This window comes from Streptomyces sp. NPDC002853 (assembly GCF_053591915.1).
The window spans coordinates 95,549-112,939 of sequence record NZ_JBSFUS010000014.1 but is presented as its reverse complement, the minus strand read 5'-3'; the positions used below and the strand labels follow the sequence as shown (position 1 = coordinate 112,939).

Here is a 17,391-nt window from a genome sequence, read left to right as displayed (position 1 = left end):
CGCCGGCGCACGTTAGTTGCGGACGGAATACGCGACCTCGCCTGCCCGGCTTCACCGTGCACGGCACCACCGCTGGTGGCTGAACGATTTTCTGGCCGCGCGGCCCTGCTTCGGCGGGCGAACGTTTCTGCGGTGAATTTCCTTCTCCACTTGGCTGAGGCTTCGGCGCGCGCCCGCAGGCCGCGCCCGGGAGCGGTGGACGCTGCCAGGGTGATCAAAAACGTTGCCCGCGGTTTCGCCGCGCTCACGCTGTCCCTTGTCCCGCTCCTCGCCCCGGCTTTCGCGCCGACGCAGGCGCGGGCGCAGACCGTTGACCCCCAGACCGTTGACCCCCAGACCACGACCCTGGCCGACGCCGTGCACCGTCTCCCGGTCTCCGACGAGCGCCGTCAGGGCTATGCCCGCGCTGCGTTCAAGCACTGGAATGCCGGGGCGGAGAAGGACGACGGCTGCGACACCCGCGCCGAGGTGCTGATCGCCGAGGCCGCCGAGGCGCCGTCCGTCGGTGCGCGCTGCGAACTCTCCGGCGGTGAGTGGCTGTCGTACTACGACGCCCAAGAAGTCGAGGACACCGGCAAGGTCGCCGTCGACCACATGGTCCCCCTCGCCGAGGCGTGGGATTCGGGCGCATCCCAGTGGAGTGAGGACCGGCGCGAGGCCTACGCCAACGACCTGGGAGCCCCGGCCTCCCTGGTCGCGGTCACCACCCGTACTCACCGTGCCAAGGCGAGCCAGGACCCTGCCCAGTGGCTGCCGCCGTTGCCGGCCGCGCACTGCCGCTACGTCTCGGAGTGGGTGGCCACGAAGCTGCGCTGGGACCTGGCCGCTGATCCGGCCGAGATGGATGCCATCGCCGTCTTCGCCTCCGGCCAGTGCAAGGACACCGCGGTCACGTACACCGCGGCGTCCTAGAGCCTGAGTGATGTCGTGATCAGTCAGCGGTCTTGAGTAGGCCGTCGATCCAGAGTGGGCGGCCATCTCCCGGCACTGGTTGCCTGCGCGCCACGGGCAATGGCTACCGGGTCGCACCCCCCACGACGAAGGCGACACCCGTAACTGATCACGACGTCACACGGGTTCAAAGGCGGCAGCTGATCTCCATTCCGTCCTCCACGGGAAACGTGACGCTCTGGTAGCCGTTCCGGGGGTCGCGGACGTAGTCGAGGTAGGGCGCGAGGTCCTCCAGATCGACGTCGTCGGCGACGACGAGGGTGCCGGGCGCGAGGCGTGGTTCGAGGAGTCGCAGGACGGGCAGGCACAGGTCCTTCCAGCCGTCGAGGAGGACGAAGTCCGCGGAGCCGGCGACTGTGGCGAGGGTGTCGCGGGCGTCTCCTTCGAGGACGGTGATCAGGTCGTCGAGACCCGTCTCGGCGAACGTCCGGCGGGCGGCCGCGGCCTTCGCGGCGCTCAGTTCCGTACTGATCACGCGCCCCGTCCCGTTGTCGCGCACCGCGGCGGCGAGATGGAGCGTGGAGATGCCGAAGGACGTGCCGAACTCGACGACGGTGGCGGGGCGGACGGCCCGGATCAGGTTGTAGAGGAGGCGGCCGCCCTGGGCCGAAATCGGCATGTACACCTCCGCCTTGGCGTCGGCCTGCTCCTGCGGGCCGAGGGGCGCGGAACCCGGGAGCAGTGCCGCCCGGATCCGCCTGCCGGTCTCCTCGTCCTGCTCGGCGTGGCGGAACATCCGGTCGAGGGCGGAGGCGACGCGGGGGTCTTCGAGGGTGTTGGTGGGTGACATGAAACCTAGACTAGACGCACCGTTGCGTAGCGTCTAGCGGTTCTGGCCTACTCTGACCTCAGGAGGCAGACATGGAACGAGGAAGCACGGCCGCTGCGGCGGCCGGGCCAAAACCGGCGGCACGCCACCACGGCAACAGGCACGGCCGCAGCGAACAGGCCCGGCAGGCAGTGCTTGAGGCGGCCGACGACCTCTTGGTCGAGAAGGGCTTCATCGGCGTCACCATCGAGGGCATCGCCGCCCGGGCGGGTGTCGCCAAGCAGACCGTCTACCGCTGGTGGAAGACCAAGACCGACATCCTTCTGGACGCCTTCCTCCAGGACGCGGCCGAAGCCCTGGCACCGCCGGACCACGGCGACCTGGCCCGGGACCTGCGCGACCACCTGCGCCAACTGGCCCTGTTCCTCACCCGGTCCGACGCGGGCGCCGTCTTCAAGGCCCTCGTCGGACACGCCCAGCACGATCCCGCGTTCGCCGCGGCCCTGCGGTCCGGCTACCTCGACGAACAGCGCCGACGCGACCGACTCCCGCTGGAACGCGCGACGGAACGCGGTCAGCTCGCCGCCGGACTCGACATCGCAGCGGAGATCGACCAGCTCGTGGGACCGGTCTACCACCGCGTCCTGGTGACGGCGGAACCCGTCGACCAGGCTTTCACCGACCGCCTCGTCGAGGCGTTCCTGCACCGCGCGGACGCGGCCGACACAGGGGAGATGGGGAGCAGATGACTCTGAAGGAAGGCCAGCGGGTGATGCTGGCAGCGGACACCCGGCTGACCGATTCGGCCGAGGTGTCAGGGGTCGTCATCGGGTTCCTCTCCCTGGCGGCAGGCACCGGCGGGACCGTCGAGCACGTGGTCGGCCTCCAGGACGAGAGCGACGACGTGCGCGAGTACGAGCGGCTCAAGTCGCTGCTCGACGCCTTCGGGCGCGAGATGCCCACGGAGAGCAGGAGGCAGCTCGAAGAGAAGGTCGGCGCCCTGGAACCCGCATGGACTGCCTACCAGGAACGGGGACTTCGCGTGAGCGTGCGGGTCCGCTTCGACAACGGGTTCATCCTCGACGGGGCCCACGAGGACGTCTTCGTCCCTGCCTGAGGGAGCGTCCGGGGCAGACCAGTGGCCCCGGCGGCGGTGTTCGCGCCACCGGGCGCACGGCTCGGCTGGGGTGCGCGGCGTCGGCGTGGGCTCACCCGGGCCACCGTTCGGCCCGGGTGGGCATGCCCGCCGGTATACAGGGAGCACAGGGGTTCACCGCCGGGGATGTCCGCGTGCTCGACGCGAACCGTGAAGGGGCGGCAGCTCACGATCACAGCACTACCGGATCGATCCGGGGGAGCACCTCATCGCTGCTCGAAGGCGCTGAGGCCCGGTCAGGGGCGTCCCCGAAGGCTCAGCGACGACGTCCACGTCTACGTGTGGACCAGCCCGACCCCACGCCGCCGGAGTGCAGAGCGAGAAGGGCAAGACCGACGAGCATGAGGCTTGTCGGGCTGAAGACTGCCTCCGTCGACGTCTCTGTTGCCTGGATGAGGAAGGCAATGACGAACAACACGGCCGCCGCGAATGCCAGCATCTGTCTTCTCCTGTCGACGAACGGCGAACCACCAGCGATTCCGGTGGCTCCGCCGCTCCTCGACGAGTGCCCCGCGCAACGCTGATCACGCGTGGCGGGGTGGTGGCGGGGTGTCCGGGGTCGGCCGCGGGGCGCGGATGACTTCCCGTGCAAGTGCACCCAACTGTGCGAGCGGAGATAGGAGTTGGGATTCAGTACGCCCGCGTTGCTGTCCCCACCCAGGCCCCATTGAGTGGTCTCGGCAGGTGTCGAGGAGGAATCATGGAGCCCCGTTGCGTACGCCCACTGCCGGACGCCGCACCAGATAGGTGCCGGCGGCAGCGGCGAGCAGCACCATGACGCCGATGAAGACCAGCCCGGCCTCCTCGAGGCCGAGTGGCTCGGAGAGCACACCGATGCCGATGACGGGGATCGAGATGCCCGTGTACGCGACCACGAAGAGCGACGAGATGACGCCTGCCCGATGCGCTTGGGGGGCGGCGTCCGCGACACCCTTCACCGCGGCCCGTAGGGCAAGTCCCTGTCCCGCGCCGCCCACCAGCGCGCTGAGCACCACCAGCGGGAGCTTTTCCCAGGCCAACGCCCCCGCCAACAGGCCCAGACCGGCGATCAGCAGGAGGCAGCCGAGCGGCAGCGCCCGTGCCACACCGATCCTGCTGACCAGGAGCTGGCCGATGGTGGATGCGAAGAACGCAAGGAAGACGATCAGTCCGACGAGGGCGAGGTTCGTGACGTCGAGGGTGTGGGTGAGGAAGGCGGGGGACACCGAGGTGAACACCCCGAGCAGGGAGAAGCCGACGAAGGCCGCGAGTGAGGCGGGTACGAAGACCTTGCGCACCTCCGGCGGCAGGCTGGGTCCCTGTGGTCGTGCCGTATGCAGGGGCCGCGGGGCGCGTACGGTCTCGGCCAGGGACCAGATCATGGCGAACGCGAGCCCCACCAGGACAAGATGCACCACGAACGGCAGGGACAGCGGCATCGGGGCGTACTGGGCCAGCAGTCCCGCGAGCAGCGGGCCGCAGCCAAGGCCCCCCATGTTGGCCGCGGTCGACGCGAAGGCGGCCCGCCCCTCCTTGCCGGGCGGGGCACACTCCATCACGTACGCGGTCGCCGCGCCGGTGAACAGCCCGGCGGACAGTCCCGACAGCAGGCGTCCGAGGTAGAGGAGCGGCAGGCCGCCTTCCAACAGGAAGCACACGGCGCTGAGCGCGGCGAGCACCAGTCCGCAGAGCAGGACCGGTCTGCGGCCGACGGTGTCCGAGACGTTGCCGGCGAGCAGCAGGACACCGATCACGCCGAATGCGTAGACGGCGAAGACCACCGTCACGATCAGCTCGGAGAAGCCGAGCTCGTTTTGATACAGGCCGTAGAGCGGGGTGGGGAGCGTGGTGCCGGCCATGCACACGGCGAAGGCCCCGGCGGCCCGGAGATAACCACCCCGGGGACGGGCCGGCACGGTGTTCTGACGATCAGTCACACCCGGAACCGTAGTCGCCGTCGGGTGGAGGCAGGCGTTTTCGGATGCTGACGTGGTGTCGTCCTCCCGCGGACGGAGGCGGCAGCGCCTGCAGGCGGAGGCGGAGGCGGAAGTGCCTGCGCTGCCCCTCGTGCCGCGTCACGCCCGTGGCCCGTTCGGCCAGGGCGCTGCGCCGTGCCATGGCGTGGACGGCCGCCGATCTGGCCTCGAAAGCGCGCCAGGTGTCGCACTCCGATACCTGCCAGACCGGCGGCGGATCACATCCGGCTACGCGAGAAGGAGTTACGAGGTGGCTGTGGCGCCCGGGGGTGTGTCATCGGCGTCGGGCTCCAGTGGTGTGTCGCTGAGCTGTTCGCGCAGGTAGTTCCAGGTCACCGCGATCACGGCGGTTGCCGGTACGGCCAGCAGGCCGCCCACGACGCCGGCGAGATTGGTGCCCAGCGTGACGGCCAGCAGGATCACGGCTGCGTGCAGGCCGAGCCCGCGGCTTTGGATGATCGGTTGGAAGACGTTTCCCTCGAGTTGCTGGACCACGACGATGATGGCGAGCACGATCAGCGCGTCGGTGAGGCCGTTGGAGACCAGGGCGATGAGTACGGCCACCGCACCGGCGAACAGGGCGCCGACGATCGGCACGAATGCCGTGATGAAGGTCAGCACGGCCAGCGGGAGGACGAGGGGCACGTCCAGAATCCACAGGCCCAGGCCGATGAAGACGGCGTCGAGCAGGCCGACGAGTGCTTGGGAGCGCACGAAGGCGCCCAGAGTGTCCCAGCTGCGGGCGGCCACGACAGGGATGTGGGTGGCGAGCCGGCCGGGGAGCTGACGGGTGAGCCAGGGCAGGAAGCGGGGGCCGTCCTTGAGGAAGAAGAACATCAAGAAGAGGGCCAGGATCGCGGTGATCAGTCCGTTCAGCACGGTGCTCACTCCGGTGAACAGCGTGCTGACCATGCTGCCGACGCTGTCCTTGATCCGGTCGGTTGCCGAGTCGACTCCTCCCGAGATCTGGGCGTCGTCGATGTTGAGGGGCGGCCCGGCGGCCCAGTGGCGCAGCTTTTCGATGCCTTCGGCCACGCCATCGCTCAGTTCACCTGACTGGGAGGCCACCGGCACCGCGATCAGCGCCACGATGCCCGCGGCGGCCACGAGGAACAACACGGTCACCACCGAGGCGGCCAGGGCGGGAGGCCATCCGCGCCGGCGCAGGAAGTGGGCGAGGGGCCAGGTCAGAGTGGTGAGCAAGAGGCCCACTATGAGCGGCCAGATCACTGACCACATCCGACCCAGCACCCACAGGGCGGCCGAAGCGGCCACAACGACCAGCAGCAACTCGGCGCTGACCCGGGCCGACCGGCGGAGCGCGGCGGCGGTTTTCGTGGAACTCAGCGTGGCAGGCATGGGGGACACCCTATGGATACTTCCGTCACACGGGTGCACTGCAGTCCCGTAGAGCGATCTCGAAGTAGTCAGCTGCCGAGGGGGCCGAGAGGGGGGGGGGCGACCGGCACGCGCAGCAAGTCCTGGGATGGCCGCAGGGCGTGCGCGTGGCGGGCGGTGAGTGCCGTTGCCGCAGGGTCCGGCCTTGCCGGCGCGGTCAGCGGGTGATGAACGGCTCGGTCAGGTGGGGGGTCGCCAGGTGGAGGGTGGCGGCCGGGCTGTGGAGGACCTGTTCCCTTGAGGACCTTGCCTGGTGCGGGTTCATCTCGTGGGCGTAGGCGAGTTCGGGGTGGAGCAGTTGGATCGCGTGGACGAGCAGGTCACCGGTGACGGCGACCTGCTCGTGTCCGGCCGTGACGAGGACGCTTTGGTGGCCGGGTGTGTGGCCGGGTGTGGCGACGATGCGTTCGCCGCCGGGCAGCGGAACGTCGCCGTCGAGCAGACGGAGCTGGTCGGTCTTCTGGAGTGGGCCGATCAGGTGGGACCGCAGTTGCGGGTTGATTTCTTCGAGCGCGTCGAGTTCGGCCTGCTGCAAGAGGTATTGGGCGTTGGGGAAGAAGGGCCGCGGCTGTTGGCCGCCGAGGACGGCCCAGCCCACGTGGTCGGTGTGCAGGTGGGTGAGCACCACGGTGTCGACGTCGGATGGTTCGATGTCCGCGGCGGCCAGCGCAGCCGGCAGCGCCCCGGGCACGGGCGCCCAGGAGGCCGCCGGGCTGTCGGCCGGGCCGATCCCCGCATCGACCAGCGTCACCCCGTGGTCGCTGCGGATGGCGAACGCGCGGAACTGCAGCCGCCAGCGGCCCTCGGCGTCGAGCGCTCCGGGGTCGAACTGGTCGGCCGCCGCCCACTGCTGGGTGGTGGCGGCGGGAAACGCCTGCGACCTCGGGGAGAAGAAGGGGCCCACGCCGTCGGTCAGCGCGATGACGGTGTAGGGGCCGACCTGTAGAGAAGGGGGCATTTCACAGATGGTGCCACCGGCGGGCCGGCCCAAGACCATTGGGGTGCCCCTGAGTTGATTCACGACCGAGGGGACGTACGCACGGGCAGTTGCACCGTGATGCGCAGGCCGCCGGTGTCGCGCGGCGTGAGGGTAAGGGTGCCGTCGTGTGCGCGAGTGATGCTGGTGACGATGGCCAGGCCGAGGCCGACGCCCGTCTGGTCGGCGTGGATGCGCTCGGTGCCCCTCTGGAAAGGTTCGGTGAGCGTCGGGACCAGGTGTGGGGCCAGTTGCTCGCCGGTGTTCTCCACCGTGAGCATCACAGTGCCGGGTCGGGCGCTGGTGGTGGTGACCCACACCCTGCCCTGTGCGGACAGATTGTGGACGATCGCGTTGTGCACGAGGTTCATGGTCAGTTGCAGCAAAAGCGTCGGCGATCCGCTCGTGGGGGTGAAGTCGCCGCAGGTTTCGATGGTGACGCCGTTCTTCTCGGCGAGGGGCAGCAGTGTCTCGGTGGCTTCTTCCGCCATGAGGGACAGGTCGACCTGTTCTCGGGTGAAGGATCGCTGGTCGGCTCGGCTGAGCAGGAGCAATGCTTCGGTGAGGTCGATCGCGCGGGTATTGACGGCTTGGAGGCGGGCGAGGACTTCGCCGGTGTTGTGAGCTGGATCGGTGCGGGCCACGTCGAGAAGTGATTTCGTGATGGCCAGTGGTGTGCGTAGTTCGTGCGAGGCGTTGGCCGCGAATCTCCGCTGCTCGGCGATGTGTGCTTCAAGCCGTTCGAGCATCGCGTCGAAGGCGTCGGCGAGTTCGCGGAATTCGTCCTGGCGGCCGGGCAGCTGGACGCGGTGTGCGAGTGACCCTGTCGCGGCGGTGCGGGTGGCGTCCGTGATACGGGTCAGAGGGGCGAGCATGCGGCCGGCGAGGACCCATCCTCCGAGGAGGCCGAACACCAGAAGGAACACCATGACCGCGGCCGCGATGGGTGTGAACCCGCGCACGAAGGTGGTGCCCGGGGTCGCTCTCCACGACCCCTCTTCGTTGGTCTGCAACCACCCCTCCTTCAGGAGCCACCAGCTCACGGCGGCGAGCAGCAAGGCACCGGCGAGCATGAGGAACCCGGCGTAGCTGAGGGTGAGCTTGAGGCGGACGCTGAGGCCGGGAGACCTATCCACCGTCGCCTCCGATGCGGTAGCCGACGCCGGGCACGGTGGCGATGATCCAGGGTTCGCCGAGCCGCTTGCGCAGCGCCGAGACGGTGATGCGGACGGCGTTGGTGAACGGGTCGGCGTTCTCGTCCCACGCGCGCTCCAGGAGTTCTTCGGCGCTGACGACACCCCCCTCGGCGGCGATGAGGACCTCGAGTACGGCGAACTGCTTGCGCGTCAGCGCGACGTAGTGGCCGTCGCGGTAGACCTCGCGTCGGAATGGATCCAGCCGCAGCCCCGCGATCTCACGGACCGGAGGCCGGCTGTGGGCACGTCTGCGGTCGAGGGCCCGGAGCCTGAGGACGAGTTCCCGCAGTTCGAATGGTTTCGTGAGGTAGTCGTCGGCGCCGAGTTCGAAGCCGGATGCCTTGTCGTCGAGGCGGTCGGCCGCGGTGAGCATGAGGATCGGCATCCCGCTGCTCGAGGCGACGATGCGTTTGGCGATCTCGTCACCGGAAGGGCCGGGGATGTCGCGGTCGAGGACGGCGATGTCGTAGCTGTTGATGCTCAGCATCTCCAGGGCGCTGTCGCCGTCGCCCGCGAGGTCGGCCGCGATGGCCTCCAGGCGCAGGCCATCGCGGATGGCTTCCGCCATGTAGGGCTCGTCCTCGACGATCAGTACGCGCATGCTCTCGATGGTACGAGCGGGCACATATCGTGCGCGTATCAAAAACCGCCTACGCGCGGACAGCATGGCGGGCTATGTGCCGTCACGGACGTCATGCAGGGAATGGATCATGTTCTGCAGGATCCGGAATGCGCTTCGCTGCTCGGTCTCGCTCAGGCCGCCCAGCATTCTGACCTCGACGGACCGGACCGCTGCGGTGGCCTTCGCAAGGCTTTGCCGCCCGCGGGGGGTGAGCCGGGTGGGGAGGGCCTTTCCGACGGGTGCCTGTGCGGGTCTGCTGACGTAGCCGTCTCGTTCCAGCGCCTGGAGCAGCACGTTCATCGTCTGCCGTGTCACGAACGCGCCGCGCGCGAGCTCGGAGTTCGACAGGCCCGGCCGTTGGGCCAGCAGCTCGAGGCAGGAGTAGTGCGTGACGCTCATTCCCAGTGGGCGCAGCACTTCCTCCATGGCTGTGCGCAGGGCGCTGGAGGCCTCCTTGAGCAGGTAGCCCAGTGACGTTTCCAGGTCGACGCCGACACCTTCTTGGCTCATGTCAGGATTCTGACATACAGTGACCCGTGTCAGAAAACTGACACGAAGAGTAGGAGCATCCTCATGCCCGTCACCGGCCCCGACTTCCTCTCCCTCCAGGTACGCGACCTCGACGCTTCGCAGGCGTTCTACGAGCAGTACCTGGGCCTGGTCCGTGCGCAGACCGGGCCCCCGCACGCGGTGGTCTTCGACACGAAGCCGATCGCGTTCGCCCTCCGGGATGTCGTCCCCGGCACCGATCTCGCATCGGTTGCCCAGCCCGGCATAGGCGCCGCGATCTGGCTCCACGCCACCGATGTCCAGGCCATCCACGACGCCCTGGTCGCCGACGCACACGCCATCGTCTCCCCGCCGGTTGATGGCCCCTTCGGCCGGACCTTCACCTTCGCCGACCCCGACGGCTACCAGGTCACGCTCCACGACCGCCCGTGACCGGCCAGATCACCACCGACCTGGCCGAGCAGACCGTGCACGTCCCCGGCAACCGCCCGCCGCAGCGGCCGGCTACTGCTGCAGCTATTCCTCCCGCCGTTGGTTTCCGGCTGGGAGAATCAGGCCGGTGAGCTTGTACCGGGTGCTCACCGCGGCGGCCTCCTGGCGTACCTGCTCTCGCAGGTCGGACAAGGCCTGGTTGAACACCTCATGGCCGTCGACGTCGCTCGCGAAGCGCCGGCCCTCATGACCGCCGGTCTCGATGAAGTCGGTGAACGCGGTGCGCAGAGCGCGCAGCCAGGTCCGCAGATGGCTCTTGGGCTTGTGGATCTGCTCGAGGAACTCCGAGAGCCGCTGCCTGCACTGGGACGCCGAGGCGAGGCAGGAAGCGGCTTCGATCTCGGGGCGCCCGACCCCGATGGTCAGGACGCGTCGATCGGCCAGGAAATCCATGACCTGCTGCGCGATCAACCTGTCCGACTTGGTGAACTCCCAGTTCGCGCCGATGCCCAGCGCGCTGAACGCGGTCCCTCTGATGCCCATGCCGCAGCCCCCTTTGGCCGATGTCAGTGGTCTATCTCTATCAGGGGGCCGGCGACACCATTTGGCGCAAGCCGATCAGCAGGGGCGAGGGCCGGGCAAGGCCCCGGGGAGGGGGCCCTGCCCGGCCCGGTGTGCACGGAGTTGCCGTCAGCGGGGCGTTACTCGAGCAGCTCCGCGTACGAACCCATGGCGAGCGCGATGTCCGCCTGGGCCCAGAACCGGTGGTAGGTGAACGTCGGCGCCGCCCCGCCCGCCAAGTAGGCCTCGACCTTGGACCAGTTGGGGTCGTCCTTGTAGAAGGAGCGCAGCGAGGAGAAGGTCGACGAGGAGTCGATCTTGTCGCCGTTGGGCATCGTGCCCGTCCAGCCGCTCGGCACGTAGACCGGGTCGTCGAAGCGGCTGTAGTCGGCCCGGGTCTCGGGCACGGCGACGCCGAGTGCGTCCTGGTTGTGCTCCCACATGCCGTCCAGCAGCGCCTTCGCCGTCGTCTTCGCCCGCGTGTCACCGGACTTGGCGGCGTAGTACGTCAGGGTCTTGGCGTAGGCCGCCGCGACACCGACGTCGTTGGTGTAGTCGGCGACCGTGACGTGAAGGCCCGTGTTCGCGCCGGGATTTGAGGCGTTCCAGGTGTCGGGCTTGCCCGACCACTGGAGCGTGGAGGGGATACGGAACGTGCCGTCGGGGTTGATGGTCGTCTTGGACAGGGCCCAGTCGACCCACTTGTCCAGGACCGCCTTGGCGTCGGCGTCGCCCGACTCCTTGTAGTACTCGGCGACGCGTTCCATCGACCACGCCTGGAAGCCGAACCACTGGTTCGACGGCGGGTCGTGGTAGACCGGTGCCTCGTCGTAGTGCATGCCGTAGAACGTCGGCGTGCCGGACGGCGGGGTGCCGTAGCTGCCGCCCCAGCTGTTCGTCGCGCCGCCCGCGATGGCGCCCTCGTCCGACTGCAGCCAGCGGTAGAACTCAAGTTGCCGGTCCAGGGACTTGGCCCAGTCCGCCTGCCCCGTCGCCGACTTGGGCTTCAGGTCGGCGGATGAGGAGAGCGCGTAGGCGGCGAGGGGGTTCTGGTAGCCGCCGTGCGTGTGGCTCGAACCGATGCGCCAGGACCAGCCCGCCGAGGTGTCGGTCGCGCCGCCCCAGGCGTAGTACCAGGACATCAGGTAGTGCGAGGCGTCCTTGCCGGTGCCGGCCGGGCAGGTCGTCGGCCCGGTGCAGTTGCCGACCTTCTTGAAGTATTTGTCGTACATCGAGTACCGCAGGTAGTCGCCCATCTTGGCGGCCTTGCCGACGGTGGCTGAGACGTCGGAGCCCTTGCCCTGCTGCTTGGCCCACACGTTGGCCCAGTAGGCGGCCTGCACCGCACGGGCGTCAGCATCCGGGGCGTTGGTGAACTTCCACTGCTTGGCGTAGGACGCGTCACCGGTGAACAGGTCCAAGTACCCGTTCTTGCCGCCGTACTTGAAGGCATCACAGGTGGGCTGCGGCACCGTCTCCCACACCGATTCCTGCGCGCCGCGCTGGAAGGTGTTGATGTAGGAGGGGCCGGTGGCGCTCGGGCCCGCCTCGCACTTGCCGGGTTCGTTGCCGTAACCGTAGATGTTGTCGACGTCCTGCAGCCAGTGCATGCCGTAGATGTCGTCGGTGCCGTAGGCGCTCTTGAGTTCTGCCGCGATCGGGTCGCTGCCGACGGAGACCGACGGGTCGAGCTTCGCCGGGTACTGGGACGGCAGGTCGTGTTCGGGCGCGTACGTCGCGGGCTTCGAGGCGTTGTAGGAGGAGTTCGTCGGCTGGTCCGCGTGGGTGGGGATCATGAACTTCTCCATGAGGCCCCACGCCCCGTTGAACTTCGACCAGTCGCCGCTGACCTTGCCGTACATCGCCTGGAGCCACAGGAGGTAGCTGTAGGCCTCCGACGTCGTCTCGTGGCCGTGGTCCGGTGCCTCGACGATCAGCGTCTCGACCGAGTGGTAGGGAACGCCCTCCGGCGAGAAGTAGCCGTTCGCCGGGTTGGTGATCTTCCCGTAGAGATCGAGGAAGCGGGCGTCGTACGTCTTGGACGCGGCGAGCTGCGTGACGGTGACCGCGGCCTTGGTGTGGCCCGGGGCCGTCACGCCGAAGGTGGCCGCGCCCGTGCCGGAGGCGTCGGCCGCGATCGTCACCTTCTGTGCCGTGTTCCAGTTCGACGGCGTGAAGGTCAGGCTCGCGCCGGAGGAGACGGACAGGCCCGTGTTGCCGCTCGTGCGGGCCACCGCAACCGTCACGTTCGACGCCGGCTGGGTCGACAGCTTCACATCAAAGGTGCCCGACGTGCCTTGCTGGACGCCGAGGTGGGAGGGGGTGGCGACCAGGGCAGGGCCCGCCGCGACGGTGATGCCGACCGGTGTCGATTCGCCGGACGCGCCCTGACTGTCGTACGCCTTCGCGTACAGGGAGTGCGTTCCGGCCGCCAGGGTGTCCGCGCTGAGCCCGTACGGCGCGGTGGTGTCCGTGCCGAGCAGGGTCGAATCGTCGTAGAACTCGACCTTGTCGACGCTCGCTCCGTCGGCTGCCGCCGCGGTGGCGGCGAGCGGGACGGCGTCGCCGGCCGAGTAGACGGCTCCGGCCTTCGGGCTGGTGAGTACCGTGATCGGCGGCTGATGGGCGCCCGCGCATGTGGTGCCGTTGACCGCGAAATCGGTGGGCGCTGCATTCGCGCCGCTGTAGGTGAATTGCGCGCCCGCGGTGGCGGCGGCGCCGGGCGCGATCTTCGCGTTGTACGCGAGGCTTTTCGCGGTGATCGCTTTTCCGGACTGCGACCAGGTCGCGTTCCAGCCGTTGGCCAATTTCTGATTGCCGCTGTGGGTGTAGGTGAGGGTCCAGCCGTCGATCGCCGTGGCGCCGCGATTGGTGATCGTCAGATCGGCGGTGAAGCCGGAGCCCCAGTCGTTGGTCTTGTAGTCGACGCTGCATTCGACTGCCGCTGCGTCGGCGGTGGTGGGAAGAGCGGTAAGCGTGGCGAGCGGTAGTGCCAGGGTGGCCGCGACAGCGGTCCACAGCCGCCGGGCCCGTCTTTGTGGCATGCCCTGGTTCCTCCTTGCGGTTCGGAGAGCGAGGGGTGGCGTTGTGATGTGGGCGTCACAACCTGTGAACCAGTGGGAGCGCTCCCAAGAATGGGGACGGAGGAAATAGGGGTCAAGAGGCTTGAAGAGTCGAATTAATTCGACAGCAGGGAATTCCCAACGCCTCTGTTGCTTGACGGCAGTTCATTCTCTACAGTCCACCAGCAACCAGTGGGAGCGGTTCCATCAGTCGACGCGACGGCCCTGTGCCGGTCGCGCCAGAGCTGCAAGGAGTCGCTCATGCGCCACCCCCCGCGTCACGCGTTACACGTAATCCTGCTCGCGTGCGCCGTCTCGGCGGCCACGCTCGTCCCCATGACCGACGCCGCGTCCGCGGCCGCCCCCGCATGCTCGGTGGAGTACTCCGTCACCGGCCAGTGGGACGGCGGCTTCCAGGCCGCCGTGAAGGTCACCAACCACGGCGCGGCCAAGGACGGATGGAGCCTGTCCTTCGCCTTCGCCGACGGACAGAAGGTCACCCAGGGCTGGTCCGCGAAGTGGTCCCAGTCCCAGGCGTCGGTGACCGCCGCCAACGAGTCCTGGAACGGTGCGCTTGCCTCCGGCGCAAGCGTCTCGGCCGGGTTCATCGGATCGCGGTCGGGCACCAACTCCGCTCCCGTGGCCTTCAAGCTGAACGGCACGACCTGCAACACCGACGTCACCGACCCGACCGATCCCACCGACCCCACGGACCCGACCGATCCGGGCGGCGAAGGCGAGGCCCCGGCCCTGAAGGTCTCCGGGAACAAGCTCGTCGACGCCTCCGGTGCCACCCGCCGGATCCTCGGCGTGAACCGCTCCGGCGCCGAGTTCATGTGCGTACAGGGCCACGGAATCTTCGACGGCCCGGTCGACGACGCATCCGTCGCAGCCATCGCCGACTGGAAGGCCAACGCCGTCCGCATCCCGCTCAACGAGGAGTGCTGGCTCGGCCTCGACAACATCAAACCCGAATACGCGGGCAGCAACTACCAGTCCGCCATCAAGGAGTTGGTCACCAAGGTCAAGGCCCACGGCATGACGCCGATCCTGGAGATGCACTGGTCCTATGGCCAGTACACCGGGAACTCGGCCGGCTGCGCGGACATCCACGCCACCTGCCAGAAGCCGATGCCGGACGCCCGGTACGCACCCGACTTCTGGACCTCGGTCGCAAGCACCTTCAAGGACGATCCGACGGTCGTCTTCGACCTCTTCAACGAGCCGTATCCGGACCGCGCGACCTCCGACATCAACGATGCGTGGGCCTGCTGGAAGGACGGCGGAACCTGCCCCGGCATCGGCTACGAAGTCGCCGGCATGCAGGACCTCGTCGACTCCGTCCGCGCCACGGGCGCCAAGAACGTGATCCTCGCGGGCGGCCTCGCCTACTCCAACGACCTCGGCCAATGGCTCGCCCACCGGCCGTCCGACCCGGCCGGCAATCTCGCCGCGGCCTGGCACGTCTACAACTTCAACGCCTGCTCCACCGAGAGCTGCTGGGACTCCACACTCGCGCCCGTCGCCGCCCAAGTACCGCTGGTGGCAGGGGAGATCGGTGAGAACACCTGCTCGCACGGGTTCATCGACCGCGTCATGAAGTGGTTCGACGACCGCAAGCAGTCCTACCTCGGCTGGACCTGGAACACCTGGGACTGCTCCTCCGGACCGTCCCTCATCAGCTCCTACGACGGCACACCGACCGCGTTCGGGACCGGCCTGCGCGACCACCTGCGCACCGTGAACGGATGACCGCCCCGCACCGCACGACCACCCCGCCCCGCTTCACCCTCCTCACCTCAGGAAAGGGACACCCCACACCATGAGCCGTATCAGATCGAGAGCAGGCACCGCCGTGCTCACCGCCCTCGCCCTCACCGGCGCTGCCTGCGCCGGCACCGCCGTCGCACAGCCCGACGTCGGGGCCGCGGCCCCGGCCTGCAGCGTCGACTACAAAGTGCAGAACCAGTGGGACAGCGGCTTCACCACCGCCGTCACCGTCACCAACAACGGCGCGGCAATCAACAGTTGGGACCTCACCTGGTCCTACGCGGGCAACCAGAAGGTCACCAACGGCTGGAACGCCGGCATCACCCAGTCCGGCGCCGCCGTCACCGCCAAGAACGCCTCCTACAACGGCACCCTGGCCACCGGCGCCTCCGCCTCCTTCGGCTTCAACGCCTCCTACAGCGGCAGCAACGCGATGCCCACCACCTTCAAACTGAACGGCGTCACCTGTAACGGGGACACCGATCCCACGGACCCGACCGACCCCACCGACCCGACCGAGCCCGGAGACCGCGTCGACAACCCGTACGCCGGAGCCAAGGTGTACGTGAATCCGGAGTGGTCGGCCAAGGCCAAGGCCGAACCCGGCGGATCCCGCATCGCCGACCAGCCCACCGGTGTCTGGCTCGACCGCATCGCCGCCATCAACGGCGTGGGCGACGGCATGGGCCTGCGCGACCACCTGGACGCGGCCCTGGCCCAGAAGGGCAGCGGTGAACAAGTCGTCCAGCTCGTCGTGTACGACCTGCCGGGCCGCGACTGCGCCGCTCTGGCCTCCAACGGCGAACTCGGCCCCACAGAGATCGACAAGTACAAGACGGACTTCATCGACCCCATCGCCGCGATCCTCGCCGACCCCAAGTACGCAGACCTGCGCATCGTCACCACCATCGAGATCGACTCGCTGCCCAACCTCGTCACCAACGTCTCCGGCCGCCCCACGGCCACACCCAACTGCGACGTGATGAAGGCCAACGGCAACTACCAAAAGGGCGTCGGCTACGCCCTCGACAAGCTCGGTGACATCAAGAACGTCTACAACTACATCGACGCGGGCCACCACGGCTGGCTCGGCTGGGACGACAACTTCGGCGCCTCCGCCGACCTGTTCAAGGCGGCCGCCTCCGGCAACGGCGCGAAGCTGTCCGACGTGCACGGCTTCATCGTGAACACGGCCAACTACAGCGCACTCAAGGAGAACAACTTCGCCATCGGCGACAACGTCGCGGGCAAGTCGGTGCGCGAGTCCAAGTGGGTCGACTGGAACCGCTACACCGATGAGCTGTCCTACGCCCAGGCCATGCGCACCAAGCTGGTCTCGCTCGGCTTCGACCAGAACCTCGGCATGCTGATCGACACGTCCCGCAACGGCTGGGGCGGCACCGCCCGGCCCGCCGGACCCGGCGCCACCACGGACGTCGACACCTATGTGAACGGCGGGCGCTACGACCGCCGCATCCACCTCGGCAACTGGTGCAACCAGTCCGGCGCCGGCCTCGGCGAACGGCCGCAGGCCAACCCGGCCACCGGGATCGACGCCTACGTGTGGATGAAGCCGCCGGGGGAGTCGGACGGTTCGAGCAAGGCCATCGACAACGACGAGGGCAAGGGCTTCGACCGCATGTGCGACCCCACGTACACCGGTAACCCGCGCAACAACAACAACATGTCCGGGGCGCTGCCCAACGCACCGGTATCCGGCCACTGGTTCTCCGCACAGTTCCAGGAGCTCATGAAGAACGCCTACCCCGCGCTGTAGGCGCACCGCACCCCGCCGGGGCCCGGCAGCGTACCTCCCCGGGCCCCGGCGGACACCATCGTCCACTCGTGAAGGCATGGCGTGAAGGCGTGTCGCGAAGGCATGCCTTCCGCGTCATGCCGACTGGATCAGCCCCGGGACGTACGCCCGCGGGCTGATGCGATCTGTGTGCAGGTGATCGACGGACCGATGCCGCGGGGGCGGGGCACGTGACAGCGTCGTCCTGTGCCCGCGGGTCGGCCGCGGGGCACGGTTG

General features: G+C 68.6%; 16 protein-coding genes. 6 read left to right on the top strand and 10 right to left on the bottom strand.

Annotated features, from left to right (window positions below; genetic code table 11):
* Positions 1–210 precede the first annotated feature (210 nt).
* A complete protein-coding gene (locus ACWD02_RS34240) occupies positions 211–912 on the top strand; it encodes an HNH endonuclease family protein (protein ID WP_451217938.1) in 702 nt (233 codons plus the stop codon).
* Between the two features lie 166 nt (positions 913–1,078).
* On the opposite strand, the gene ACWD02_RS34235 is transcribed toward ACWD02_RS34240, so the two are convergent.
* Positions 1,079–1,741 carry an O-methyltransferase gene (locus ACWD02_RS34235; protein WP_451217935.1) on the bottom strand — a complete coding sequence of 221 codons (663 nt, stop codon included), beginning with the start codon at positions 1,739–1,741 and terminating at the stop codon, positions 1,079–1,081.
* A 71-nt stretch (positions 1,742–1,812) separates the two neighbouring features.
* Between ACWD02_RS34235 and ACWD02_RS34230 the strand changes: the two genes are divergently transcribed.
* Entirely contained in the window at positions 1,813–2,469 is a 657-nt protein-coding gene (locus ACWD02_RS34230) for a TetR/AcrR family transcriptional regulator (RefSeq protein WP_451217932.1), read from the top strand.
* Positions 2,466–2,837, top strand: coding sequence for a hypothetical protein (locus ACWD02_RS34225; RefSeq protein WP_451217929.1), 372 nt, complete (start codon positions 2,466–2,468; stop codon positions 2,835–2,837). The genes ACWD02_RS34230 and ACWD02_RS34225 overlap by 4 nt, the downstream gene beginning before the upstream one ends.
* 295 nt (positions 2,838–3,132) lie before the next feature.
* On the opposite strand, the gene ACWD02_RS34220 is transcribed toward ACWD02_RS34225, so the two are convergent.
* The 7 genes from ACWD02_RS34220 to ACWD02_RS34190 form a co-directional block, all read right to left on the bottom strand.
* Positions 3,133–3,315 carry a hypothetical protein gene (locus ACWD02_RS34220; protein WP_451217926.1) on the bottom strand — a complete coding sequence of 61 codons (183 nt, stop codon included), beginning with the start codon at positions 3,313–3,315 and terminating at the stop codon, positions 3,133–3,135.
* A gap of 259 nt (positions 3,316–3,574) precedes the next feature.
* The gene (locus ACWD02_RS34215; RefSeq protein ID WP_451218479.1) at positions 3,575–4,771 is read right to left on the bottom strand and encodes an MFS transporter; all 1,197 of its coding nucleotides are present in this window, start codon (positions 4,769–4,771) and stop codon (positions 3,575–3,577) included.
* A 303-nt stretch (positions 4,772–5,074) separates the two neighbouring features.
* A complete protein-coding gene (locus tag ACWD02_RS34210; protein ID WP_451217923.1) occupies positions 5,075–6,190 on the bottom strand; it encodes an AI-2E family transporter in 1,116 nt (371 codons plus the stop codon).
* A 196-nt stretch (positions 6,191–6,386) separates the two neighbouring features.
* Positions 6,387–7,187 (bottom strand): MBL fold metallo-hydrolase, encoded by an 801-nt coding sequence (locus ACWD02_RS34205; RefSeq protein ID WP_451217920.1) that lies wholly within the window; start codon positions 7,185–7,187, stop codon positions 6,387–6,389.
* A gap of 59 nt (positions 7,188–7,246) precedes the next feature.
* Positions 7,247–8,341 (bottom strand): sensor histidine kinase, encoded by a 1,095-nt coding sequence (locus ACWD02_RS34200; protein WP_451217918.1) that lies wholly within the window; start codon positions 8,339–8,341, stop codon positions 7,247–7,249.
* Positions 8,334–9,002, bottom strand: a complete 669-nt coding sequence (locus tag ACWD02_RS34195; protein WP_451217915.1) for a response regulator transcription factor — start codon at positions 9,000–9,002, stop codon at positions 8,334–8,336. Before ACWD02_RS34195 ends, ACWD02_RS34200 begins: the two co-directional genes overlap by 8 nt.
* Before the next feature lie 72 nt (positions 9,003–9,074).
* Positions 9,075–9,533 (bottom strand): MarR family winged helix-turn-helix transcriptional regulator, encoded by a 459-nt coding sequence (locus ACWD02_RS34190; protein ID WP_451217912.1) that lies wholly within the window; start codon positions 9,531–9,533, stop codon positions 9,075–9,077.
* A gap of 63 nt (positions 9,534–9,596) precedes the next feature.
* On the opposite strand from ACWD02_RS34190, the gene ACWD02_RS34185 reads away from it, so the two are divergent.
* On the top strand, positions 9,597–9,965 hold the full coding sequence (locus tag ACWD02_RS34185; RefSeq protein WP_451217909.1) for a VOC family protein: 369 nt from the start codon (positions 9,597–9,599) through the stop codon (positions 9,963–9,965).
* An 84-nt stretch (positions 9,966–10,049) separates the two neighbouring features.
* Here the strand turns inward: ACWD02_RS34185 and ACWD02_RS34180 are convergent, their stop codons facing one another.
* Positions 10,050–10,508 (bottom strand): DUF6650 family protein, encoded by a 459-nt coding sequence (locus ACWD02_RS34180; protein WP_451217906.1) that lies wholly within the window; start codon positions 10,506–10,508, stop codon positions 10,050–10,052.
* Between the two features lie 158 nt (positions 10,509–10,666).
* Positions 10,667–13,570, bottom strand: coding sequence for a glycoside hydrolase family 48 protein (locus tag ACWD02_RS34175; RefSeq protein ID WP_451217903.1), 2,904 nt, complete (start codon positions 13,568–13,570; stop codon positions 10,667–10,669).
* A 279-nt stretch (positions 13,571–13,849) separates the two neighbouring features.
* Between ACWD02_RS34175 and ACWD02_RS34170 the strand changes: the two genes are divergently transcribed.
* Positions 13,850–15,340, top strand: coding sequence for a cellulase family glycosylhydrolase (locus ACWD02_RS34170; RefSeq protein WP_451217900.1), 1,491 nt, complete (start codon positions 13,850–13,852; stop codon positions 15,338–15,340).
* Positions 15,341–15,410: 70 nt separating this feature from the next.
* Positions 15,411–17,135, top strand: coding sequence for a glycoside hydrolase family 6 protein (locus tag ACWD02_RS34165; RefSeq protein WP_451217897.1), 1,725 nt, complete (start codon positions 15,411–15,413; stop codon positions 17,133–17,135).
* The last annotated feature ends 256 nt before the right edge of the window (positions 17,136–17,391 follow it).